This window comes from Flavobacterium flevense (genome assembly GCF_900142775.1).
Taxonomy (GTDB): domain Bacteria; phylum Bacteroidota; class Bacteroidia; order Flavobacteriales; family Flavobacteriaceae; genus Flavobacterium; species Flavobacterium flevense.
Map to the genome: position 1 here is coordinate 662789 of NZ_FRCC01000001.1, position 25371 is coordinate 688159.

Annotated in this window: 24 protein-coding genes; 15 read left to right on the forward strand and 9 right to left on the reverse strand. The window is 33.0% G+C overall.

Annotated elements, in window-relative coordinates:
• The first annotated feature begins 116 nt into the window (after window positions 1–116).
• The gene (locus tag BUB89_RS02935) at window positions 117–2945 is read left to right on the forward strand and encodes an outer membrane beta-barrel protein (protein ID WP_234982505.1); all 2829 of its coding nucleotides are present in this window, start codon (window positions 117–119) and stop codon (window positions 2943–2945) included.
• Window positions 2946–3225: 280 nt separating this feature from the next.
• On the opposite strand, the gene rpmA is transcribed toward BUB89_RS02935, so the two are convergent.
• Together rpmA and rplU are read right to left on the reverse strand one after the other, a co-directional pair.
• Window positions 3226–3492 (reverse strand): 50S ribosomal protein L27, encoded by a 267-nt coding sequence (gene rpmA / locus BUB89_RS02940; RefSeq protein WP_073241682.1) that lies wholly within the window; start codon window positions 3490–3492, stop codon window positions 3226–3228.
• A gap of 24 nt (window positions 3493–3516) precedes the next feature.
• Window positions 3517–3939 carry a 50S ribosomal protein L21 gene (gene rplU / locus BUB89_RS02945; protein WP_073241684.1) on the reverse strand — a complete coding sequence of 141 codons (423 nt, stop codon included), beginning with the start codon at window positions 3937–3939 and terminating at the stop codon, window positions 3517–3519.
• 243 nt (window positions 3940–4182) lie between these two features.
• Here rplU and BUB89_RS02950 point away from each other — a divergent pair, with 243 nt between their 5' ends.
• Both BUB89_RS02950 and BUB89_RS02955 read left to right on the forward strand, forming a co-directional pair.
• The gene (locus tag BUB89_RS02950) at window positions 4183–5508 is read left to right on the forward strand and encodes a M16 family metallopeptidase (protein ID WP_073241687.1); all 1326 of its coding nucleotides are present in this window, start codon (window positions 4183–4185) and stop codon (window positions 5506–5508) included.
• Entirely contained in the window at window positions 5498–6934 is a 1437-nt protein-coding gene (locus tag BUB89_RS02955) for a M16 family metallopeptidase (protein ID WP_234982506.1), read from the forward strand. Before BUB89_RS02950 ends, BUB89_RS02955 begins: the two co-directional genes overlap by 11 nt.
• Before the next feature lie 66 nt (window positions 6935–7000).
• On the opposite strand, the gene BUB89_RS02960 is transcribed toward BUB89_RS02955, so the two are convergent.
• From BUB89_RS02960 to mutY, 5 genes are all read right to left on the reverse strand, one after another.
• A complete protein-coding gene (locus BUB89_RS02960) occupies window positions 7001–7867 on the reverse strand; it encodes a DMT family transporter (protein WP_073241689.1) in 867 nt (288 codons plus the stop codon).
• Window positions 7868–7893: 26 nt separating this feature from the next.
• Window positions 7894–8457 (reverse strand): gliding motility lipoprotein GldD, encoded by a 564-nt coding sequence (gene gldD / locus BUB89_RS02965; RefSeq protein ID WP_073241882.1) that lies wholly within the window; start codon window positions 8455–8457, stop codon window positions 7894–7896.
• Window positions 8458–8538: 81 nt separating this feature from the next.
• Entirely contained in the window at window positions 8539–9834 is a 1296-nt protein-coding gene (locus tag BUB89_RS02970; protein ID WP_073241691.1) for a gliding motility-associated protein GldE, read from the reverse strand.
• Window positions 9835–9857: 23 nt separating this feature from the next.
• Window positions 9858–10298, reverse strand: coding sequence for a single-stranded DNA-binding protein (locus BUB89_RS02975; protein ID WP_073241693.1), 441 nt, complete (start codon window positions 10296–10298; stop codon window positions 9858–9860).
• Window positions 10299–10349: 51 nt separating this feature from the next.
• A complete protein-coding gene (mutY, locus tag BUB89_RS02980; RefSeq protein ID WP_073241695.1) occupies window positions 10350–11384 on the reverse strand; it encodes an A/G-specific adenine glycosylase in 1035 nt (344 codons plus the stop codon).
• A gap of 134 nt (window positions 11385–11518) precedes the next feature.
• Between mutY and BUB89_RS02985 the strand changes: the two genes are divergently transcribed.
• From BUB89_RS02985 to BUB89_RS03005, 5 genes are all read left to right on the forward strand, one after another.
• Window positions 11519–11809, forward strand: coding sequence for an HU family DNA-binding protein (locus BUB89_RS02985; protein WP_007805026.1), 291 nt, complete (start codon window positions 11519–11521; stop codon window positions 11807–11809).
• A 383-nt stretch (window positions 11810–12192) separates the two neighbouring features.
• Entirely contained in the window at window positions 12193–13737 is a 1545-nt protein-coding gene (locus BUB89_RS02990) for an Rne/Rng family ribonuclease (protein WP_073241697.1), read from the forward strand.
• A gap of 290 nt (window positions 13738–14027) precedes the next feature.
• A complete protein-coding gene (locus BUB89_RS02995; RefSeq protein WP_073241699.1) occupies window positions 14028–14498 on the forward strand; it encodes a YcxB family protein in 471 nt (156 codons plus the stop codon).
• A gap of 154 nt (window positions 14499–14652) precedes the next feature.
• Window positions 14653–14949 (forward strand): helix-turn-helix domain-containing protein, encoded by a 297-nt coding sequence (locus tag BUB89_RS03000; RefSeq protein ID WP_234982507.1) that lies wholly within the window; start codon window positions 14653–14655, stop codon window positions 14947–14949.
• Window positions 14950–14954: 5 nt separating this feature from the next.
• On the forward strand, window positions 14955–16178 hold the full coding sequence (locus BUB89_RS03005) for a type II toxin-antitoxin system HipA family toxin (protein ID WP_073241701.1): 1224 nt from the start codon (window positions 14955–14957) through the stop codon (window positions 16176–16178).
• A 9-nt stretch (window positions 16179–16187) separates the two neighbouring features.
• Here BUB89_RS03005 and BUB89_RS03010 read toward each other — a convergent pair whose 3' ends face one another.
• Window positions 16188–17354 (reverse strand): MFS transporter, encoded by a 1167-nt coding sequence (locus tag BUB89_RS03010; protein ID WP_073241703.1) that lies wholly within the window; start codon window positions 17352–17354, stop codon window positions 16188–16190.
• 127 nt (window positions 17355–17481) lie between these two features.
• Between BUB89_RS03010 and BUB89_RS03015 the strand changes: the two genes are divergently transcribed.
• Window positions 17482–18315 carry an AraC family transcriptional regulator gene (locus BUB89_RS03015; RefSeq protein ID WP_073241705.1) on the forward strand — a complete coding sequence of 278 codons (834 nt, stop codon included), beginning with the start codon at window positions 17482–17484 and terminating at the stop codon, window positions 18313–18315.
• A 29-nt stretch (window positions 18316–18344) separates the two neighbouring features.
• Here BUB89_RS03015 and BUB89_RS03020 read toward each other — a convergent pair whose 3' ends face one another.
• A complete protein-coding gene (locus BUB89_RS03020; protein ID WP_073241708.1) occupies window positions 18345–19091 on the reverse strand; it encodes an RDD family protein in 747 nt (248 codons plus the stop codon).
• Between the two features lie 20 nt (window positions 19092–19111).
• Between BUB89_RS03020 and BUB89_RS03025 the strand changes: the two genes are divergently transcribed.
• The 6 genes from BUB89_RS03025 (at window position 19112) to BUB89_RS03050 (ending at window position 25361) form a co-directional block, all read left to right on the forward strand.
• Window positions 19112–20107 (forward strand): stage II sporulation protein M, encoded by a 996-nt coding sequence (locus BUB89_RS03025; RefSeq protein WP_073241710.1) that lies wholly within the window; start codon window positions 19112–19114, stop codon window positions 20105–20107.
• Window positions 20073–21029 carry a hypothetical protein gene (locus BUB89_RS03030; RefSeq protein WP_141384425.1) on the forward strand — a complete coding sequence of 319 codons (957 nt, stop codon included), beginning with the start codon at window positions 20073–20075 and terminating at the stop codon, window positions 21027–21029. Before BUB89_RS03025 ends, BUB89_RS03030 begins: the two co-directional genes overlap by 35 nt.
• Window positions 21022–21777: a hypothetical protein gene (locus BUB89_RS03035; RefSeq protein ID WP_073241715.1), complete on the forward strand. Its 756-nt coding sequence runs from the start codon at window positions 21022–21024 to the stop codon at window positions 21775–21777. Before BUB89_RS03030 ends, BUB89_RS03035 begins: the two co-directional genes overlap by 8 nt.
• The gene (locus tag BUB89_RS03040; protein ID WP_073241717.1) at window positions 21778–22974 is read left to right on the forward strand and encodes a DUF4350 domain-containing protein; all 1197 of its coding nucleotides are present in this window, start codon (window positions 21778–21780) and stop codon (window positions 22972–22974) included.
• The gene (locus BUB89_RS03045) at window positions 22974–23981 is read left to right on the forward strand and encodes an AAA family ATPase (protein ID WP_073241719.1); all 1008 of its coding nucleotides are present in this window, start codon (window positions 22974–22976) and stop codon (window positions 23979–23981) included. Before BUB89_RS03040 ends, BUB89_RS03045 begins: the two co-directional genes overlap by 1 nt.
• Window positions 23982–24104: 123 nt before the next feature.
• Window positions 24105–25361 (forward strand): DUF58 domain-containing protein, encoded by a 1257-nt coding sequence (locus BUB89_RS03050; protein WP_083552434.1) that lies wholly within the window; start codon window positions 24105–24107, stop codon window positions 25359–25361.
• Window positions 25362–25371 lie beyond the last annotated feature (10 nt).

The following is a 25371-nucleotide window of genomic DNA, read 5'->3' on the forward strand; positions in this document are numbered from 1 at the left end:
ACCCTTACAGTAATGTGAGGGTTTTTTGTTTTTTTTTAATCCTTGATTTAGACACCAAAAAAATAAATACAAATTTTACACTTCTTGATTAAACCTTTTCTTTTAATTAACATCTTATGTTAAGTTTAACCAAAATCATCATGTGTAAATATTTATCATTTCTATTCGTACTTGCGTTTTCTTTTTATGCTAATGCCCAAAGCTATACTTTAAAAGGAAAAGTACTTAACATCAACACACAGCTTCCATTGGAATCTGCTACAGTATATATCACAACTGTGAAAGATTCGACTATTCTGGAATATACGCTGACAGATAAAAACGGAGACTTTAATTTTGCCGTTAAAAAAAATGAAAAACCTGTATTTATAAAAGTTACTTATATAGGATTTGAAACTTTTACAGAAGAACAAAAGGATCTTACCGCTAATAAGGATTTCAATAACATTTATCTTGCCGAATCAGTTAATACTCTTAATGAAGTTACTGTAAAAGGAGAAGCACCACCTATCCGGGTTAAAAACGATACCATTGAGTACAATGCTTCTTTATTTAAAGTTCGCCCTGATGCTAATGTTGAAACATTACTAAAACAACTTCCAGGGCTTGAAGTAGACAGCGATGGTAAAATTACTGCCAACGGAAAAGAAGTTACTCAGTTTTTAGTAAACGGGAAACCGTTTTTTGACCGCGATGGCGCAATGGCATTGAAAAATCTTCCAGCTGAAGTCATTAATAAAATTCAGGTATCTGACTTTAAAACTAAAAAAGAAGAATATTCTAAGGATCAGGCAGCTTCTGACAATGCCAGTATTAACCTGACTATTGATGAAGATAAAAATAAAGGTTATTTTGGAAAGTTCATGGGTGGATATGGTACCGATGATCGTTACGAATCGAGTTTTATTGTAAACTTTTTTAAGAATAACAGAAAAATTAGCGTACTTGGTTCTTCTAATAACATTAATGCTCAGGGATTTTCTCAGGACGAAGTTTTTGACAATATGGGTGGCGGAAGAAACAGCAGAGGCTCAACGGTCAACAGAAGTCAAGCCAATGGTATTACCACATCAAATTTATTAGGATTCAACTATTCTGATGAAATATTTAAAGACTTTGAAACAAATGCTAATTATAATTATGCAGAGGCTCATACTAAAAATAAAAACCATTCTGAATCCACTGAGTTACGACCAGATGGCAATTCTTATTTTACAACTTCGAATTCTAATACTGACAACCGAAACATCAGCAATAAAGCTAATGTAGAATTAGAATATAAAATATCGCCAACAATACGATTGTTTGTTGCACCAAAATTCAACACTTCTACCACAGAGAGCAATCCTGATTCAAATAGCATAAGTGATAATTTAACCACTGGCAAAAAAGCATATGATGCTAATTCAGCATCTTTCAACAGAAACGAATCGAATAATTTTAGCAACGCAATAAACTTTAATAAATCTTTTGAGAAGAGGGCAAGAAATTTAAGTTTTGGTTTCAATAACAATAATTCCAAATCGAATTCAAATAATTTTGTTGAATCAGAAACAAATTTCTATGATAGTAATGGCGTACTTAACAGAAACATCTCCAGAGACCAAAATTCCAAAAACAATAGTATAAGTGATTCGTATTCAGCTGAAATTGAATATACTGAACCAGTAACTGATTCTATTCGTTTTAAAATTGGTGTAGAATACAACTATCAAAATAACATTAACGACAATAAAACCTATGATGATATTGGAAATGATATCTATACTGATTTAAATGATGAACAAACCACTTATTTGACTTCAAAACAAAATAGTATTGCTCCAAAAGCCGGTATTCGATTTCAAAAAAATAAATTCACATTTGATGTCAATTCTACAACATCTATCACACAGTATAACAACCATTCTTTTTACAAAGGAGCAACAACTGACCTAAATAAAAAATATGTCTTACCTTATGGTAGTGCCCAAATTAGATATAGAATAGACCGTTCGAAGTTTTTTACAGCCAGATACAACTACAGTCAGTCTCTGCCTTCAGCTTCAGAGTTGCTTCCTATAGAAAACGTTTCGAGTACACTAAACACCGTAACAGGAAACCCGAATTTAAATCCTACCGAAACACATAATGCTAACATTAGCTATAGAAATTTTAATTTTCAAACCCGTTCAGGTTATAGTCTATATCTGAATAGCAACTTTTACAATAATGATATTATTAGCACTTCTATTTATAACCCTGATAATAGCCGTACTACATCTTATGAAAACATATCAGGAACCTACTCTCTTTCAGCAGGTGGAAGCTGGAATAAATCTATTAAACAGGAAGCTAATTTATTGCGTTACGGAATAGCCTTAAATGCTAATCACTCTTTCTCTAAGAGTTTCACTAATGGTGTTTTATATGGCGCAAAATCTATAGGAATATCTCCAAGAGTGTATCTTAATTATGATTATGGAGAATTTTTCACTATTGCACCTTCTTATAATTTCTCTTATAATGAAACAACATATGACATTAGTTCCCTTAATGCGAGATCTAATGTGGTGCACAGAGTCAATCTTCAAACTACAAGTTATTGGCCTACTAACTGGATTTGGGGTAACGATTTTGGATACACTTACAATTCCATCAATCAAAGTTTTTATTTATGGAATACCAGTTTATCTTATACTTTCTTAAATAAAACTTTTGTTGCTAAAGTAAAAGTATATGATATCCTAAATCAAAATCAAAGCATTACAAGAAGCATTTCAGCCACATCTGTAACGGATAACGAAAACACCGTTTTAAGACGTTATGCCATGTTTTCTTTAACCTACCAAATTAAAAACTTTGCCGGAAAAGCTCCCGGAAGAAACAGAGACAGGGAAGGAATGGACAGAGGTGAACGCCCGGAAGGATTTGGTGGTGGAAGACCAGGAGGTCCAATGGATTAAATACCATTATTAATTCAGTTTTTGCAATAAATCCCCTTGTTTAATTAAGCAAGGGGATTTGTTTTTTATACCATTTACCGGAAAGTCTATAACTGCTAACTCAGAAAATGATAGTTTCAATAGCTAATCAGTAGCAATATTGCTATTGCAAAAGATATTAAACCAAATAGATTTCTGTGATAAAATATTTTATGCAACATTTGATTGAATCAATAACTTTTAAACACAAAAAAACCTGCTAGCTACGCTAACAGGTTTTTAAATAAATTGAGTAAATCAATTATGCTTCTACTTCAAATGGAAGGATTGAAACGTATGATTTGTTGTCTCTTTTCTTTTGAAACTTAACAATTCCGTCTACTCTTGCGTGTAGGGTGTGATCTTTACTGATGTAAACATTTTCACCTGGATTGTGTTTCGAACCTCTTTGTCTTACGATGATGTTCCCTGCGATAGCAGCTTGTCCTCCAAAAATCTTAACACCTAAACGTTTTGATTCTGATTCTCTACCATTCTTAGAACTACCGACACCTTTCTTGTGAGCCATGATGTTTTAGTTTTAATATTGTTATTATTCTTGAGTATCTTCTTTTTTAGCTTTAGCTACTTTTTTCTTTGGAGCTTCAGCTTCTTCTGTAGTTGCTTCAACAGTTGCTTTTTTAGAAGCCGCTTTTTTAGCACCTGCACCTGTAATACCTTCAATTACAATTTGAGTAAGATATTGTCTGTGACCATTTCTCTTTTTGTATCCTTTTCTTCTTTTCTTTTTGAAAACGATAACTTTATCTCCTTTTAAGTGTTGTAACACTTTAGCTTCTACTGAAGCACCTTCTATAGCTGGGGCGCCCAAAGTTACATTCCCATTGTCATCTAATAAAAGAACTTTATCAAAAGAAACTTTTGATCCTTCTTCGTTAGACAAACGGTGAACATAAACCTTTAAGTCTTTGCTTACTTTAAATTGTTGCCCTGCTATCTCTACGATTGCATACATACCAAATTGATTTATTGATTTTTAAGGTTGCAAATATACAATTATTTTTTTATCACGCAATCACTAAATTTAAAAAAGTTTTTATTCTCTTTTTTACTTTATTTTCAATACTTTAGAAACCTGATAACAACTTATTTTTTTGTTAAAAAAACCCACATCACACAACCAATACTAAAAAAAAGTATTTTTGGAGAAACAATATTACTAATAAAGTATTGCAACCTTATTTTTTATTAATCTTATATGAAAAAAACAATAATGGCAATAAGTACTGCACTTTTACTTGGCGGTGTCGCCTCTGCTCAAAAAATAGCCTTTGAAGAATATGATTTAGACAACGGCATGCACGTTATTTTACATCAGGACAACAGCGCTCCGGTGGTGATCACTTCGGTAATGTACCACGTGGGTTCTAAAGACGAAAACCCTAACAAAACAGGTTTTGCCCATTTCTTCGAACACTTATTATTTGAAGGCACTCAAAACATTAAAAGAGGCGAATGGTTTAATATTGTCACTGCTAATGGCGGAGTAAATAACGCTAACACTTCCGACGACCGTACTTATTACTATGAAGTTTTTCCTTCCAACAATTTAGAATTAGCATTATGGATGGAATCTGAAAGATTAATGCATCCGGTGATTAACCAAATTGGGGTTGATACCCAAAAACAAGTAATCAAGGAAGAGAAAAATTCCCGTTATGACAATCAGCCTTACGGCAAAATAATCGAAGCTGTTAAAAAGAACTTATTCATTAACCATCCGTACCGATGGACTACTATTGGTTCTACCGAACATTTAAATTCAGCAAAACTGGAAGATTTCAAAGCTTTTAACGAAAAATTCTATGTTCCTAACAATGCTGTTCTGGTCGTTGCCGGCGATTTCGAACAAAAACAAGCTAAAGAATGGATTCAGAAATATTTTGGACCCATTAAAAAAGGAGCTCCAATAAAAAGAGAAACATTTGTTGAAAAACCAATAACCGAAACTATCAAAGCCACACACATTGATCCCAACATCCAAATCCCGATGCTTGTTGCAGCATACCGTACACCATCCATGAAAACCAGAGATGCCAGAGTTCTGGATTTTATATCTGTTTATTTAAGTGACGGTAAGAGTTCAAAATTGTATAAAAAAATAGTGGATGAGCAAAAAAAAGCATTACAAATTGGTGCTGTAGGTTTCAATGAGGAAGATTATGGTATGTACATTTTATATGGGTTACCCATGACTAATTTTACTAATAAAGATTTACTCCAAGAAATTGATGAAGAAATTGTGAAAATTCAAACCAATTTAATTTCGGAGAGAGATTATCAAAAATTATTGAATCAATTTGAAAATCAATATATAAATGAAAATTCAAGTGTAGAAGGAATTGCCGAGAATCTGGCCAAATATTATTTACTCTACGGAGATGTCAACCTGATTAACAATGATATCGACATCTACCGTTCAGTTACCAGAGAAGAAATTCAGGCTGTTGCAAAAAAATATCTTAATCCAAACCAGCGTTTGATACTAGACTACATTCCTAACCCTGAAAAAAATGAAAACTAAGTCCTTTCAACCCATGAAAAAATCAAGTATTCTATTTATTCTAATTTTAGTCACCGCAATCATGCAAGCACAAGAACGCAAACAACCTATTCCGGGAAAACCTCCTGTTGTCAATATAAAAAAACCACAAACTTTTCTTTTAGAAAACGGACTAAAAGTAATGATTGTGGAAAATCACAAACTCCCTAAAGTAACTTTTAACCTTACTATAGACAATCCTCCATTTGCCGAAGGAGAAAAAAAAGGAGTGGATGAATTATGCAGCAATCTGATAGGTAACGGAAGCAGCAAAATATCCAAAGAAGATTTCAACGAAGAAATTGATTTTATGGGAGCCAATATCTCCTTTAGTTCCAATAGCGCTTACGGAAGTTCACTTTCTAAATTTTCAAAACGCACTCTGGAACTTTTAGCTTACGGTGCTCTGGATCCTAATTTTACTCAGGAAGAATTAGAAAAAGAAAAAGCCAAAGCCATAGAAGGATTGCGTTCTCAGGAAAAAAGCGTTTCTTCTATTGCTAACAGATTGGTAAATGCATTAGCTTATGGAAAAAACCATCCATCGGGGGAATTCATGACTGAAGAAAGCATTTCCAAAATCACATTAGAAGACATTATAAAAAATTACAACACTAATTTTGTTCCGCAAAATGCCTATTTAGCCATTGTAGGAGATGTTAAATATGAGGAAATTAAACCAATTGTCGAGCAACTTTTTGGTTCCTGGAAAAGAACCAATACCAACAAAACCATCTATCCTGATCCGGGCAATGTAGCAACAACTCAAATTAATTTTATTGATGTTCCCAATGCCGTGCAATCGGAAATTTCATTGGTAAACACTTATAAATTAAAAATGAATGACAAAGATTTTTTCCCGGCTGTAATTGCCAGTTACATCCTAGGCGGTGGTTTTAACAGCTACCTCAACATGAATTTAAGAGAAGCTCACGGATGGACTTATGGCGCAAGTACTAATATTGGAGCAGGAAAATATGTTACGAGCATTCGCTCAGCATCGGCAGTAAAAAACAACGTGACTGATAGTGCCGTGGTTGAATTCATCAAAGAAATCAAAAAAATAAGAACCGAAAAAGTAACTACTGAACAACTTGATAATGCTAAAGCAGGCTACATTGGTCGTTTTGTAATGAAAGCCGAAAAACCGGAATCAGTTGCACGATATGCCTTAAACATAGAAACGGAAGATTTACCCGCTGATTTTTACGAAAATTACATCAAGACCATTAATGCAGTCACTAAAGAAGATGTGATGAATGCTGCTAACAAATACTTCTTAATTGATAATTCCCGAATAATTATTGTTGGAAAAGGCAAGGAAGTTATTCCGGGATTAGAAAAACTCAATATCCCTATTTTTTATTTTGACAAATACGGAAATCCTGTTGAGAAACCTGTTTTCTAAACAGTAAAAACGTTATGGATTATGAGTTAAACTTTAAAAAATTCACGTAGTTTAACTCATAACTCCTTACTTTCTGGCACTCAAATAAACTCCCGCCAATATAATAAAAGCTCCAAAAAACTGAACAAGCGTCAGCATTTCGTTATCCAGTAAACCCCAGAAGAAAGCAACCACAGGAATCAGATAAGTAACTGATGCCGCAAAAACAGGAGAACCCAGCTGGATTAATTTAAAAAACAAAATATTAGCAATTCCTGTTCCTAAAACACCTAAAATTAAAATAAAACCAACCGCAGTTTGTGTCTTCTCTAAATAAATTTGTTCCGGAAAACCTGAAAAAACCAAAATCAGTATCGAAGGAATTAAAAGCACAACAAAATTCCCCGTAGTTATACTTACCGGACTTAAACCGGACAAATATTTCTTGATCAAATTAACATTGGTTGCATAACAAAAAGAGGCCAGGATAACTAATAAGGTGTAATAATAATTCTGTTCCGGATTATTTACAGCACCATTATAAACCAAAAGCAAACTTCCCAAAAGCCCTATTAATACACCTAAAAGTTGTTTTCTTTGAAATCCAATCCCAAAAAACAACGCCCCTATTATTAATGTATTTAACGGTGTTAACGAATTTAAAATTGAAGTTACAGAACTATCTAATTCCGTTTGAGCAAGAGCAAACAGAAAAGCAGGGAAAAAAGTCCCCAAAAAAGCAGTCACAGCAATATATTTCCATTTTAGCTCTGGGATAAGCGTTAAACTTTTAGAACCAATAACCAAAAGAAAAAAGGAAGCAAAAATAATTCGCAAGGAACCCACCTGAATAGCAGACAATCCTAACAATCCTTTTTTTATCAAAATGAAAGAACTTCCCCAAATTAGGGAAAGAATCAATAAATAAACCCACTTTAATTGCTTTGATTCCATTTATAACTTTTTTTGGAACAAAAAAATTACTTCCACTCCAGTGTTTCCATCAGACGTTGCATGTCATTTTTAATATAACTTGCTGCCGGCATAACAGAATCAAAATTAGGTTTTGCATAAAAATAAACCGAACCCGTCACAAAATGTTTCGTACTATCAGTAACATAAAACTGGGAATTAGTCGCTGCATTACCATCAACCTGATAAAACATCCCGTACACTTTTTTTTCGGGATTTAAATAAGGTTGTTCCAGGATATCATCAGCTTTAATAACGTGTTCAAAAGTCAACTTTTGAGCATCCCGAAGTAATTTATTCAGATTGTTATTAACCGGTTTATAAGTCAGGTAAATAGTAGCTTTCATCTTAGGATAAGAAATCGTAAAACCACAATCTTTTTCGCCTTTTATAATTGCTTTAGCATTCATATCAAATGCAAAAGGACATTGATTATCAAAATGAGCATACGTAGCTACAGGATAATCCAGTCGTAAATAACTGGCCGGTTTAGGCAACACATTATCTTTACAACTAAAACTCAATAATAAGAGCACAATTATTGTCGAAAAAGCAATTACTTTTTTTAACATATTCATTTTCGGTTTATTAATCTTCCTATTTTAAAAAACTATTATACTATAATTCCCTCCTTTGAAGGGATCAGAGGAGGATCAATCAATAGTTACTTTTATCTGTTTGATACGTTTTTTATCAACAACTTCAATGGTAAACAAACAATTTTCAAAAGAAATTTTTTGTCCTTTAGCCGGAAAATTACCTGAAATCTCCAGAATAAATCCTGCTAAAGTTTCGGCTTCTCCTTTTTGTTCTTCAAATAGTTCTTCGTCAACATCTACAATTCGATAGAAATCTTTCAGGTTTATTTTTCCTTCAAAAAGGTAATTTCGATCATCGATTTGAGAAAAATTAATATCCTCATCATCAAACTCATCACTAATATCACCTACAATTTCCTCAATTACATCTTCTAATGAAACCAAACCTGATGTTCCGCCATATTCATCTACCACAATAGCAAGATGACTTTTCATAGACTGAAAATCCTTCAACAAATTATCCAGTTTTTTGTTTTCAGGCACAAAAAAGGCTTCTCTTATTAAAGTTGTCCAGTCAAATTCCTTTTTATCAATATAAGGCAACAAGTCTTTGATAAACAAAACCCCTTCAATATGATCAATACTATCGCGATAAACCGGAATTCTGGAATAGCCTTTTTCCAGAATCTTAACATAGATTTCGCTAAAGGTTTCGGTGATTTCTAATGCAAAAATATCAATCCGCGGACTCATTACCTGCTTAGTATCCGTATTCCCAAAAGAAACAATTCCCTCTAAAATTTTTTGTTCATCTGTCGAAGTTTCATCAGTAGCCGTTAATTCTAATGCTTGCGATAATTGGTCCACCGAAAAACTTGTTCTTTGTTTCCCTAATTTGTTATGCAAATAAACCGTAGTAGCCCGCATAGGAATACTAATAGGCGAAAGAATAGTATCTAAAAGAGAAATAGGATAAGCGATTCTTTTAGCAAACTTTACATTATTTCTACTGGCATACACTTTAGGTAAAACCTCACCAAAAAGCAACAACAACGAAGTAACAACGATAACTTCGCAAATAAATTTTAATAGTGGTGAAGTAATAGCTGCAAACAAATCAGAACCTATAAAAGAGAAAAGAATAACAACTCCTATATTAATAAAATTATTAGCCACAAGAAGCGTTGCTAATAATTTTTTAGGTCTTTGTAATAATTCTGAAATGATTTTTCCGGTGGAAATATTCTCCTGAAGAGTTTCATCAAGATCTTTTTGCGACAGCGAAAACAAGGCGACTTCGGCTCCCGAAACTACTGCAGAACAAAACAGTAATACAAATATTCCGGCGAAACCAAACAATAGACTAAAATCTAAAGTATAAACGAAATTTAAACTGGGCTCTGGGTCCAAATTAAAAAAGATTAGTTAAACAATCAAAAAGGCAAATCATTGATAGGCAAGCCTTTATTTGGTGTGTCAAAGTTAGTGTTTTTTACGGATTCCGGGCTCTGAATTTGCTTGTTGTTTTCAGTATCTTTTTTAGTTGATAAAAAAGTAAATTCTGTCACCTGAATTTCAGTAGTATGTTTCATAGAACCATCTTCTGCCTGCCATTGACGGGATTTAATTCTTCCTTCCACGTAAATTTTATCTCCTTTTGACAAATATTTTTCACATATTTCTGCCGCTTTATTTCGCACTACGAGGTTATGCCATTCAGTAGAGGTAATTTTTTCATTGGTGGTCTTATTAATATACACCTCATTGGTAGCTAATTGAAATCTTCCGATACAATTACCTGCCTCAAAATAGTGCATCTTAACATCGTCACCTAAATGACCTATTAGCATTACCTTATTTAATGTTCCGTTCATAGTTGTATTGATACGTGATATACCAAAGGTACATTTTTTTGCTATTTTATTCTATTCTGATTCAATAAAATTATGAATCACAATAGGAAAAGGATATTGCTTTAATTGCTCTTTAGTTATTCCATTTTCCACCTTCCCTTTTACATTCAGCTTCCAGAATTTAATATGCAAATGCTGATGTGATAGTTTATGTACAATACTTTTTTCATTGCAGGCACGCATACTTATTATAGGATTAGTAAAAAAAGATTCTTGCTGAATTGCATTCGATACAAATTCAAAATCCTCTTCCTGTAAAGTTTCAAGCAAAGGAAACTCATATAAGTTATGCCAGATTCCTTTTGCCGTTCGTTTTTGAATCAAAGTATTCTCCTCCGCATCCGAAAGCATGAAATAATTAAAGTATCGGTTTCTTACTTTCAGCTTCTTCAATTTCACAGGCAATTGATCCACTTTCTTTTTTTGCAAAGCAGCACAGCTTTCGTTAAAAACACAAATGCTACAATCCGGATTTTTAGGAACACATTGTAAAGCACCAAATTCCATGATAGCCTGATTAAAAATGGCCGGATTATCTTTAGGCATTAATTCTAAAGCTAAGGCTGCAAATTCTTTTTTGGCGGAAGCCTGAGCAATATCAGTTTCTATATCTAAATAACGCGAAAGCACCCGGAACACATTTCCATCAACCACCGGAACTACTTCATTATAAGAAAAAGAAGCAATTGCCGCCGCTGTATAATCCCCTACTCCTTTTAGTTGCAACAAGTCCTTATAGTTATCCGGAAAAACACCATTCAGTTCAGTCGCTATATATTGAGCCGTTTTATGCAAATTGCGGGCCCGGGAATAATAGCCTAATCCCTGCCATAATTTTAACACTTGTTCTTCTTCGGCTTTCGCCAAATCAAAAACAGAAGGAAAAGCATCAGTAAAAGACAAAAAATAAGGCATTCCCTGCGCCACTCTTGTCTGTTGCAGCATGATTTCTGAGAGCCAAATTTGGTACGGATTGGTCGTATTTCGCCACGGCAAATCACGCTTATTTTGTAAATACCAGTTTATTAGTAAGTTATGAAAATTCATTATTAAATATTTGTTGACAAAAGTAAAAGTTTATGTAATTAAAATTTAATGAATTAGCTTGAATAATTGTTTTTTTAATTCATATATTTGCACACTCAAAAAAATTATTACAGAATAATAAATAAGGAAAGAAAATGACGAAAGCAGATATCGTAGCGAAAATTTCAGAAAAGTTAGGTCTTGAAAAAGGTGATGTGCAAGCAACAGTAGAGACTTTTATGGAGGAAGTAAAAACTTCATTAGAAACTGGAGACAATGTTTATTTAAGAGGTTTTGGTAGCTTTATCGTAAAGACAAGAGCTGAGAAAACAGGTAGAAATATCTCAAAAAACACTACAATTAAAATCCCTGCACACAACATTCCTGCTTTCAAACCTGCAAAAGTTTTTGTAGAAGGAGTAAAAACAAATAACGAAGCAAAATAATATTATTAATCATAAAATCTAAACGATTATGCCAAGTGGTAAAAAAAGAAAAAGACATAAGGTAGCTACTCACAAACGTAAGAAAAGAGCGAGAGCTAACCGTCACAAAAAGAAAAAGTAGTTTTTAACTACTTTTTTCTTTTTAAACGTTCATTGAAATTTGGATTTCAGACTTCAGATTTTAGATTGCAGATTGCAGCATAAATTGCCTACTGCTTTCTGAACACTGCAAACTGATTTCCTCCGGGTTCATACCTGTTCAAAATATTGTTTAATCCATCTGTAAATAAGATTTTAGATCTTAGATTTTAGATTTTAGATTTTCAAATCTATGCTCTTCTCTCTATGTTCTATTTTCTAAAAAACAGATAAAAATTTACAACGTGAATAAAGAATTAATCATTAGATCTAGTTCTGATTCCGTAGATTTTGCCTTATTAAAAGATGGAAAACTAATTGAATTACACAAAGAAGAAGAGACAAGCAACTTTCAGGTAGGTGATATCTTTATTGCCAAAATCAGAAAACCAGTTGCCGGACTTAACGCTGCTTTTGTAAATGTAGGCTTTGAAAAAGATGCCTTTTTACATTATCACGATTTGGGTCCTAATTTAACTTCCCAACTGAAATTCATAAAACTTGTAAGCGCAGGTAAAATAAAAGATTTCTCCCTAAAAAACTTTCAGTTTGAAAAAGAGATAGACAAAGATGGGACCATTACTGATGTAATAAACGCCAATCAATCTATCTTAGTGCAAGTTGTAAAAGAACCAATATCTACCAAAGGACCAAGAATTAGCGCTGAGCTATCCCTTGCCGGACGTTTTATTGTTTTAGTTCCTTTCTCTGATCGTGTCTCTATTTCTCAAAAAATAGAAGACAAAAAAGAAAAAGACCGACTAAAAAAACTTGTACAATCCATCAAACCAAAAGGATTTGGTGTTATTGTTCGCACAGTAGCCGAAGGCAAAAACACAGCCGAATTAGAAAAAGATTTGCAGAACCTGCTCAGCAGATGGACTGCAATGTGCAAGAAATTACCAACTGCTCATCATCCCTCAAAAGTATTAGGAGAACTCAACAGAGCTTCCTCTATACTTAGAGATGTTTTTAACGATACCTTTACCAGTATCCAGATAGATGATGAAGAGTTGTACCAACAAACAAAGGATTACCTGCAAGAAATTGCACCATCCAAACAATCTATTGTCAAGTTTTATCAATCAAACGACACACCTATTTTTGAGAAATACAATATAGAGAGACAAATCAAAACTTCTTTTGGAAAAACCGTTTCCATGAGTAAAGGCGCTTATCTTATTATTGAACACACCGAAGCCTTACACGTTATAGACGTGAATAGCGGAAATCGTTCTAATAAAGCGACTAACCAGGAAGACACAGCCATGGAAGTTAACATGATTGCCGCAGCCGAAATAGCCAGACAATTGCGTTTGCGCGATATGGGCGGTATCATAGTAGTGGATTTTATCGATATGTCTAATCCCGAAAATCGCAAAGTCCTGTTCGACTTCCTTAGAGAAGAAATGAGCGACGATAAAGCAAAACATAAAATCTTACCTCCCAGTAAATTTGGATTAGTCCAGATTACCAGACAAAGAGTAAGACCAGAAAGAAATATTAAAACCAGAGAAGAAGATCCAAACGATGTAAATGGTGAAATTGAAGCACCAATTCTAATCATCGATAAAATCCAATCTGACCTGGAAAGAATTTTAAAAAACCACAAAAAAGTTGTGCTTAATGTACATCCGTTTGTGGCTGCATACCTCAGCAAAGGTTTTCCATCATTACGTTCAAAATGGTTTCTTGAACATAAAAAATGGGTGAAAATTATACCACGTGACGCTTACACGTATTTAGAATATCATTTCTTTGACAAACAAGGAAATGCTATAAAAGACTAAACAAAAAACCGTCTTGTTTTTTAACGAGACGGTTTTTTTGTGCCTTATTGTGACCTACGAAGGAATCTCATCATTCAATTAATCCCAGTTTTACATGGAGCTTTTTCCTGCTATCCGCTACAATCTTTATTGTTTTAAAGAAAAACAATAAAGGATTTCCACTACTATCAGGGCTAGGGATTTGTTCATCAAACAAACCATTTTCTAAAATTTAAATCTCTCCTTTTTGTACGAATAAATTGCTATATTTGAATTAAAACTGAATTCTATTTTTTTTAGAAAAAACTCCCATGATAAACACAAAAAATATAAAACTCACAAACAAAGCTCTTTTCACAACTTTACTCACTGTTTATCTCAAGAAAAGATGGTGGTTAATACTTTTAATTTTAATAATTTCATTATTAATTTCATTAAAGGAAAACAAAGACAATAATGATTATTTCATAATGTTTTTTAGCTTCATTTACCCACTACTTATCATATTCCAATATTGGCGTTTTGCCAATTCTGGAGACAATAAAATCTTCTTACTAGAAAGAAATTACGAAATAGATGATGAAAAAATTATTGGAAATTTAAGCGATGGAACCTCAAGTACAATTATGAATAATCATTTAATAAAAACAATCCAACTTAAAAACGCTTACCTACTATATATTTCAAAATTACAGTTTATTTATATTCCAAAAGATTCGTTCATAACAGAACAGGATAAAGATTGGTTCGAGAAAGAAATCGTAAAAAATATAAAAAATTAAAACCGCTTTTTGTCCCAATACTTTCGAGAGATTCGTTTTTTTCTTCCTTATTGAAAGAAAGTTTAGCGAACACTATTTTAAGAAATAAATTCAACGATTATTTTACTCATGAAACAGCTAACATATTAGCTATTTAGACATAAAAATGATATATTTGGCTATTATTTTAGCCAAAATGAAAAACTACTCCATCCATAAAACACCTTTACAAGTTCAAACAGAACTAGCCGAAAGGTTAAGAAAAATCAGAAAAGAAAAAAAAATATCCCAATCAGAATTAGCCTCTAAATCAGGGGTTTCATTAGGAAGCATTAAGCGATTTGAACATACAGGAGAAATAGCATTAGCATCATTACTCAAACTGGCACATCTTTTCGACAAATTAGATGATTTTGATGCCGTTTTCAAACCTGATGATAATTTGAAAGAAATAGAAAAATTATTCAAATAACAATTATGGGGAAAATCCAAAAAATAAAAGCCTTTCTAAATCTGAACGATAATAAAGTCGAAATTGGAACCATGGTAGAAAGCCAAGGGAAAATCTATTTCAAATACGACCCGGAGTTTATTTCATCCGGATTAGAAATCTCTCCTTTTAAAATGAAATTGTCTAACGAAATTTTAACTCCAAAAGAAACACATTTAGAGGGACTTTTTGGTGTTTTTTCAGATTCTGTACCTGATGGTTGGGGAAGATTGTTATTAGACAGAAAATTACTTTCTACAGCAATCAACCTAAATGAAATCACTCCGTTAGACCGATTGACTTACATCGATCAAAACAGCCCAGGAGCAATCTCTTACGAGCCTGAATACGAAAACAACTATACAAATTTTAATGCAGTAGATTTAGACCTGATTTCCAATGAAATCGAAACTGTTTTAAACGGAAATTCAGAAGATGTGATTGAAGAACTTTTCCATCTTGGCGGCTCTTCAGGTGGTGCAAGACCAAAAGTATTGATTGGATTTAACCCAAACACCCAGGAATTGCTTTATGGAAAATCTGATTTACCAGAAGGTTTTGAACATTGGATTATAAAATTTCCATCTATTAATGATTTACCGGACATTGCCTTAATCGAATACACTTACAATCAAATGGCACAAGCAGCCGGAATTGACGTCAATGAATTCCGATTATTTAAAAGTAAAAAGGGTCAATATTTCTTTGGAAGTAAACGATTTGACCGAATCCAGAATAAAAAACTTCATTTACATTCGGCTGCAGGATTATTGCATGACAATTTCAGAATGAGTTCTTTAGACTACGGCCACCTTATGGATTGTGCTTTCACATTAGAAAAAGATGTTAATGCGTATAAAAAAATCCTGCAATTAGCCACTTTTAATGTTTTAGCCCACAACCGGGATGACCACAGCAAAAACTTTTCTTTTTTGATGGATAAAAATGGAAAATGGAAATTAGCCCCGGCTTATGATTTGACTTTCTCTAACTCATCTTATGGTTTTCACAGCACTACTATTGCCGGTGAAAGTAAAAACCCAACATTGAAACACTTAACAACCTTAGCCAAACATTTTGGAATTAAAAATCCCAGCCCTATTTTCGAAAAAACACAAGAAGCAATTTCTCAATTCAATTCATTAGCAAAAAACAACGGAATCAGTAACGATTCCATAAAATTAATAAACAGTAATTTAAGACTCGAGTAAACTAAAACTTTAAATCGCTTGCAACTTCAACATACGTCGCTTTCTTTGCAAAAAAACTATTGTAAAAAGCACTCCTAAAATTGACATTGTGATACCAACTAAATTTGGCGAAGCATAACTAAATCCTGCAACTAACGGCAATCCACCCAGAAAAGCTCCTAAAGCATTCCCGGTATTAAAAGCCGCCTGAATAGCTGCCGAAGCAATCATCTCAGCTCCTACTGCAGTTTGTATCATTAAAGTTTGAATTGGCGCAGCCACAGCAAAAGCAATACAACCAGTAGAAAAAACCAATGCTAAACTCACATAAGGATTAGACGAAAAGAAAAACACCAATAATAAATCAAGAGCCATAACCGAAAGCAACACAATAATTGTTTTTTCGGCAGAATAGCGATCGGCTAATTTTCCTCCAATAAAATTCCCCAAAACCATTCCCAAACCAGCCAACATCATAATATAAGGGACATCAGCGGCATCAAAACCGGAAATATCCGTTAGCAATGGAGCAATGTAACTAATCCAGCAAAACAATCCACCTGCTCCAATAGCTGTAATAAGAATCACCAGCCAAGCTTCGGCTTTCTTAAAAAACTGCAATTGACTTCTCATCGCTTCTTTGGCTTTAGCTTCAACATTTGGCATCCAAAAATAAAGCGAAGCTACTGTTAAAGTACCTACAATAGCAATGATTATAAAAGTATAGCGCCATGAAAAATGATGCCCGATGCAAGTACCTAAAGGAACTCCCAGAAGATTAGCAATAGTCAATCCCGCGAACATAACCGATATAGCCTGAGCTTCTTTTCCTTTATCAGCAAGCCTGCTGGCAACTACCGCACCAACTCCAAAAAAAGCACCATGCGGCAATCCCGAAAGCAATCGAACCGCAAACAAAAACTCATAATTAGGCGCTATGATTGAAAGTGAATTAAAAGCAGTAATCATCATAGCGAGAATCAAAAGCGTTTTCTTAGGCGGATAATTTCGCGTGATAATTACCAATAAAGGCGCACCAATAACCACTCCTAACGCATAGGCAGAAATTAAATGTCCCGCTACGGGTATGCTGATATTTAAATTTTTAGCAATATCAGGCAAAATACCCATCATCACAAACTCCGTAATTCCTATTGTCAAGCCACCCAAGGAGAGTGAAAGCAAACTTTTTTTCATTTATTTTTAAAAGAAGATTATTAATAAACCTGCCATTACTCCAGCACTTGTTTATTTAGCTGCAAATTTATTGATAACTACAGCTAATAAATTGTAAATTTGAGTTATAAAATTGTAAATTTCGTTTATGAAAAAATTAAATCAATTTGATACTTTAGTGATCGATGAATTTGAAGAAGATCAATACCATCTTCCCAGACACAGTCACACCTATTATGAGATTATTTATATTATAAAAGGAAGCGGAATCCATCAGTTAAACAAAAACCTGATTCCGTATCAGGCTGGAGATTTATTTGTTCTTTCAACTGATGATGAGCATTATTTTGACATTCAGGAACGAACACGCTTTTTCTTTATAAAATTTACTGATACTTATTTTAATTCGAATAAAAAGCTTTCCTGTGATGAATTTTTACTTAACACACCTGAAAATTTCATGCGGGATAAATTCCTCAAAGAAAATGTTTTAAAACTGGATGAAAGCTGTGCCATCATTTTAAAAAACACTATCGATAATATTAGAGCATACAACAACAAAGCTACTATTTCGACATCTCCGATAGCTTTTTACCAAATCTTATCCATTTTTGGATTAATAAAAGAAAGTTTACAGCAACAGAATATAAAGATTGCCGGTTCCGGAATTGATAACGACCAGATCATCTCTTATATTCACCAGAACATCTACAAGCCAAAACTAGTTCAAATAAAAACTATTTCTGAACATTTTAATATTTCTCAGAGTTATTTTGGCGCTTACTTCAAACGAAATTTTATGTTGAGTTATCGGGATTATTGTAACAAATTGCGAACACAATTGATAGAAAAGAGAATTTTAAACAAGCAATTATCGATGAAACAAATTGCTTATGAATTTGGCTTTACAGATGAAAGCCATCTTTCTAATTATTTTAAAAAACAACGCAATTTAAATCCAAGTGCTGTTAAAAAATTATAGGTTGTATATTTAATTCTCCTGAATCGTATTTACATATTCTGAGTGTAAAAATTATAATCTTTTAAGATGGTTTTGACAAATTCTTCATTAGTAGTACCGGCTTGCTGCGTTATCCCGGTTACTTTTTCAATTTTATCTTTCAACTTACCCATGATTTCAAAGTCTACCGTTTTTTTGACTAATGTAGCCTGGTAGGTTTCTTTTATTATTCGAATATCATTATCTGAAAGTTTAATAACCAAAGGATAAACCGGTACATAAGCATCACTTATTTCTTCCAGAATAGTGCTGTTTATGGTAATCTTATTTTTCAAAGTAATCACCGCTGTTCCCGAAGCCATATCGCCCAGTCGTTGTGTTTTTTCGCTAATAATCATCGCCACTAAACCTACTAACCCACTACTGGAAATAAAATCAACCAGACGCAAAAGCCAACGTATTAAATAGTCTCCAAAAGAAGCCTGATAACCGTCTATTTTCACCACTTTAATTTTGCAAATCTTTTTACCCAAAGTTTGCCCTTCAAAAAGAGTTTCTAATACTAAGGAATAAAACACATACGGCAGCGATAAAATCATCATAAAAGAAATCATCGTCCATTGGTCTCCTCCAAAAATCTGATCTATTTTAAGCCAGTAAAAAATGTAAAATACAGTAACCAGATAAGATATTTTTATAACTAAATCTAATGCATAAGCTCCCATTCTTTCTCCTACAGAAGCAGCAGTAAATTTAATAATAACATTTTGTGTAGTATTTATCGATAATTCTGACATATTTTATTATTTTAGCCTCAATGAGAGAAGTTGCATTCATAAAACAAAACAAAGAAAAATGGCTTGAATTTGAACAGGCAATTTTTGGTAAATCTAAGAAAAATCCTGATGAAATGGCAAGCTTGTACATTCATTTAGTGAATGATTTATCTTATGCTCAAACGTATTACCCAAAAAGTAAAACGGTCGTTTACCTGAATTATTTAGCTTCTCAAATATATCAAAAGATTTACAAAACAAAAAGAGAAGATAAAAATCGCTTTATCCATTTCTTTTCAACCGAAGTACCGCTGTTAGTCTATCAGTACAAAAGATATTTGGGTTATGCTTTCCTGTTGTTTTTTTGTTGCCTGAGTATTGGAGTTGTTTCTGCTAAATATGATCAGGATTTTGTCCGGCTCATTCTTGGTGATCATTATGTAAATATGACTTTGGAAAACATTAAAAATGGGAACCCCATGGCCGTTTATAAATCAGGCGGGAATGTGGGCAGCTTTATTGGCATCACACTCAACAATTTATATGTGGGCACCCGTTGTTTTATATATGGTGTTTTTTTAGGAATTGGAACCTTTAAAATTTTATTGCAAAACTCAATCATGCTGGGTGCTTTTCAATATTTTTTTCACCAGCAGGGTGTTTTTTGGGAAAGTGTTCGCGGTATCTGGATTCATGGTTCAATGGAAATTTTCGGGATGGTGGTAGAAGCAGCATGCGGCTTTATATTAGGAGCGTCTATTTTATTTCCAAAAACTTTTTCCCGAATGAATTCCTTTAAAATGGGCTTCAAAAACAGTTTGAAAATTTTTCTAAGCACGATTCCTTTCACCATTGCAGCAGGATTTCTGGAAGGTTTTATCACCAGATATTCTATAGAAATGCCTATCTGGCTGAGTATCTTTATTATTCTTTTCACACTTTCTGTTATTGCATTCTATTATTTGATATATCCGTTTATTATTAACAAAAAAATAAATCTAAATGATGTTTCAACTTCACAAAAACCGTTCATTTAGCACCTATATTAATGATACTTTTCTGTTTTTTAAAATGCATGGAAAAAGCTTTTTTAAAAACTACTTCATTATAAACGGTGCCTTGCTGTTGCTATTAATTGCAATAGTATTTTTTGGTTTTCAGTTTTACTTTCAATCGCTGTTTTCTAATATAAACGCCCCTGGATTAAATACCAATCCAGTAGGAAATATGATTAATGAAAATATGGGATCTGTAGTACTTTTAGCGATACTCGTTATGGTTTTATTTTTCTTTATTTCCGTTTTACAATATGCGTTTCCGGTAATTTATTTTGATTTATTTGATAAAAAAAATACTGATGATATCGTACCTTCAGAAATACTCCATAGTTTAAAACAGAAATCTTTTAAAATTTTTAAATTCTTTATCGCATTAGTATTTATAATAACTCCCATAATCGTTATCATTTTTGGGATCAACATGCTTTTGTTTTTCATAATTATAGGAATCCCTTTGTTTTTTATCACAGCTCCGGCTGCCCTGTGCTGGGTAAACATTAGCTTTTTCCATTATTTAAATTCAAATGACAGATTATTCCCTTCTCTCTCTATAGGTTTTAAATACCTAAAACAACAGTTCTGGACAAATGTGGGTTCAACAATAATTATGATAATTATTATTCAGATTGTAATGACCATTTTTACCACCATTCCTTACCTGTTTGGGATGGCAAATATGTTTACTGAATTTTCACCTCAATCCGGCCCGACCAATCCCGAAAAACTTTCGGCACTGCCTATGTTGATGACAGTAGTAATGGTCATTTCTCTTGTTGCCAATTATATTCTCAGCAATTTAATTATTGTCAATCAGGGGTTAATTTATTACAGCCAGAAAGAGACAGAAGAGAACAGTTCTGTAAACCATACTATAGACTTGATAGGTACTGACAGTGAATAAACTAATCTTATTTTTTCTGCTTTTAACAGGCGTTTCTTCCCAATCGCAGGATTCTTTGGCTGTAGCCAAAAGCAGCATTATGTCTTCTGTTCAAAAAGAAATCATAGTGGACAACAGCATTATTAAACCACTGAAATTTGATCCCAATTTTAAAAAAAGCTATCAGTCAGCTGATTTTATTTATGATGTAAAAATTGCAGAAAAAGGAATCTGGGATCGCTTTTTAGATTGGCTTTCATTTTGGTTTAGAAAGATTTTTGGACTTTCTAACATGGAAGTTTCAGAAAAATACGTCAACTTAAGTCTGAAAGGCATTGCAATACTGATCGTCATTTATGTAATTTACAGCATTGTAAAACTCATTCTGAATAAAGAAGGGCAATGGATTTTTGGGAAATCAACCTCTCAAAAAATCATGAAATACGATGACATAGAGCTAAATTTAAAAAATATAGATTTTGAAAAGTTAATAAAAGACACGCTGAAATCCGGAGAAAAACGTTTAGCTATCCGATATTATTATTTATGGTTACTCAAAAAAATGTCGGAAAAAAATGTAATCGAGTGGAATCCTGAAAAAACAAATTCAGATTATTTATACGAAATAAAAAACGAAAGCATCCGGAATGACTTTGGTTATGTATCTTATTTGTACAATTATATTTGGTACGGCGAATTTGATCTGGACGAAAACACTTTTGAAAAAGCACAAAAAACATTTGAAAAAACATTACAATCTATCTCATAAATGAACAATACTATTAAAATATATATTGTTTTTTTTATCTTGTTTTTAGCAGGTATCATTTATATTGACGCTGTTAAACCCAAACCTGTAAACTGGTTTCCATCTTATGATTTAACTAAAAAAGACCCTTTTGGATTGTACGTCCTTGACAAAGAATCCAGCGGTTTATTTAAAGAAAATGAAATTCAAAAAGTAATAAAAACGCTGTACGAATTCTTTAACAGTGAAAATGCTTTAGTTGATGTTGAGTATGATTACAGTGGAACTATCTTTTTGGTTTCCGAAAAATACAATTTAGACAGCAAGTCAGATAAAGAACTTTTTTATTTTGTAGGCGATGGCAATACCGCTTTTATAAGCTGTAAAGATTTTCCTGAAATACTAATGGACAGTTTAAATTTTAGCATTGACTCCCGTCTACGATTATCTGACACGGTAAATGTATGGATGGCTAATAAAAATTTAGGTTTAGAAAAATACAATTTAAATATTGGAGCCGGCAACATTTATTTTTCAGAAATAGACACCTTGACAACAACCGTTTTAGGCTATCAGGGAAAAGACAATAAAAAAGAAATCAATTTTATAAAAGTACCTTATAAAGAGGGCTATTTTTACCTGCACACACAGCCTGCCAGCTTTACGAATTATCATTTATTAAAAGACAATCATTTTGAATATACCGAAAAAATCCTTTCTTATATTCCTGAAGGCAATCTTTTCTGGTTAGTAAAAGATCAGAATGGCGAAATTGCTTCTGACTCGCCTTTACGCTATGTGTTGAGTCAGCCGGCTTTAAAATGGGCGTGGTTACTATTTCTTTCAGGCATGCTGCTTTTTATTATTTTTAATGCTAAAAGAAAACAGCGTATTGTTCCCATCCTGAAACCCTTGGCAAACACCACAGTCGATTTTACAAAAACAATTGGTAATTTATATTATCAGGAAGGCGATCACCAAAATATTATCAACAAAAAAATTATTTATTTTTTTGAAAAAATAAGGAACGAATATTTAATTGACACGACCGTTTTAGACGAAAATTTCGAAAAAAAATTACAACTAAAAACAGGCAAAAACATTCAGGACATAAAAGAGCTGGTGTGGTTAATCAAACGTATAAATGGGCCTTATTACTTATGTGTTGAAGAAGATTTAATTGAAATTAATAATGCAATAGAAAAAATTATCAGCTAATGGAAAATACAGAAAACAGCCTTCCCGATTCAGAAAATGTAACCTTTGAATCCCGATTAGATTTAAGAGCATTAAGCGAAAGCATCGAAAAAATAAAAAAAGAATTAGAAACCGTAATTGTGGGTCAGCATAAAATGATTGATCAGCTGCTGGTTGCTATTTTATCTAATGGTCATGTTTTAATCGAAGGCGTTCCCGGAGTTGCTAAAACAATAACTGCCAAAATCCTGTCAAAAACACTGTCAATAGGATTCAGCCGCATCCAGTTTACACCGGATTTGATGCCATCGGATATCTTAGGAACATCCGTATATGATTTAAAAAAATCAGAATTTGAGTTTAAAAAAGGACCTGTTTTTTCTAACCTGATTTTAATTGACGAAATCAATCGTGCTCCGGCAAAAACCCAGGCTGCTCTTTTTGAAGTGATGGAAGAACGCCAGATTACAATGGATGGGACAACCTATATACTTGAAACGCCATTTATTGTTTTAGCGACACAAAACCCAATAGAACAGGAAGGAACTTATCGTTTACCCGAAGCACAATTAGACCGTTTTCTGTTTAAAATTAACATTGATTACCCTGTACTGGATGAAGAAATCACCATTTTACAAAGAGAGCATTCTCTTCAAAATCACGGAAAATTAGATGCTATTGCTTCCATTATTTCAGGCAGTGAAATCAATACCTACCAGGCCTTAGTAAAACAAGTATTGGTAGATGCAAACCTCATCGAATATATTGCTAAAATTGTGGTGAATACCCGCGAAAATGCATTTTTATATTTAGGGGCTTCCCCACGGGCTTCTATTGCGATTCTTAATGCTGCTAAAGGTTTTGCAGCAATTAGAGGACGGGATTTTGTTACTCCGGAAGATATTAAAGAAGCAGCAATTCCTGTATTACAACATCGTGTAATTGTAACTCCTGAACGCGAAATGGAAGGATTAACAAGTATCGAAATCATTAAACAAATATTAGAAAGTATTGAAATCCCCAGATAAATAAATTTCGAAAAAAACTATTTTACAAACCATAAAGCGCTATAAATATTGAACTATTTTAAACAATTTTATATTAACCTTCTGTTTTTCTATTTGCTGGCAGGCATCATAGGAATATTTTGTATGGCGTTTATTTTTCCTGCTTTATATCAGGCTGCCTGGTATATTTTGCTTGCTTTACTGTGTTTTTTTGTTTTGGATTTTATCATTTTGTTTCTGACCAAAAACGGGATAGAAGCACAAAGAATAACTCCGGAAAAATTATCTAATGGTGATGAAAACCCGATAATCATTAGTATTAAAAATTTCTATGCTTTTAGTGTGTATGCTAAAGTAATAGATGAAATTCCTTTTCAGTTTCAAATTAGAAACTTTGAAATTAAACGAAAAATAAAAAGTGCTTCCATTGATGATTTTCAATATTATCTCAGACCCACAGAACGCGGCGAATACCATTTTGGGAATTTAAACATCTACATTTCATCCCCTTTAAAATTGATTTCTAAGCGCTATATTTTCAATAAAGATGCAATGGTTCCTGTATATCCTTCTTACATCCAGTTAAGGAAATATGATTTAATTGCTTTTTCTAATAATTTGTTTCAGTATGGTGTTAAAAAAATAAGACGCCTGGGACATACTATGGAGTTTGAACAAATTAAAGAATATGTTCCCGGTGATGATATCAGAACCCTGAACTGGAAAGCTACGGCTAAGAAAAACAGCTTAATGGTAAACCAGTTTCAGGACGAAAAATCCCAAAATATTTACATGGCAATTGATAAAGGGCGAACTATGAAAATGCCTTTTAACGGAATGAGTTTGCTTGATTATGCTATAAATGCCACTTTAGTAATGTCGAATGTGATTCTGAAAAAACAAGACAAGGCGGGTATGTTTTCTTTTTCTAAAAAAGTAGAAAACCGCGTAGTTTCAGAAAAAAGAACGTTGCAAATGCAAAAGATTCTGGAAAATTTGTATAAAATAAAAACCGATTATTTTGAAAGTGATTATTCCAGATTGTATGCTGATATCAAGAAAAACATCAACCAGCGAAGTCTGATTATTTTATATACTAATTTTGAAACTTTAGACAGCTTACACCGCCAGTTACCTTATTTAAAAGGAATTGCAAAAAGCCATTTACTGGTAGTTGTTTTTTTTCAAAATACCGAATTAAACCAGATTACGACTAAAAAAGCAGAAACGATCCAGCAGGTTTATGATAAGGTCATTGCTGAAAAATTTATTTTCGAAAAAAAACTTATTGTAAATGAACTCAAAAAATACGGAATTCATTCGGTTTTAACGCAACCTGAAAACCTGACATTAGACAGCATTAATAAATACCTTGAAATTAAAGCCAGAGGAATATTGTAATAGTTTACAA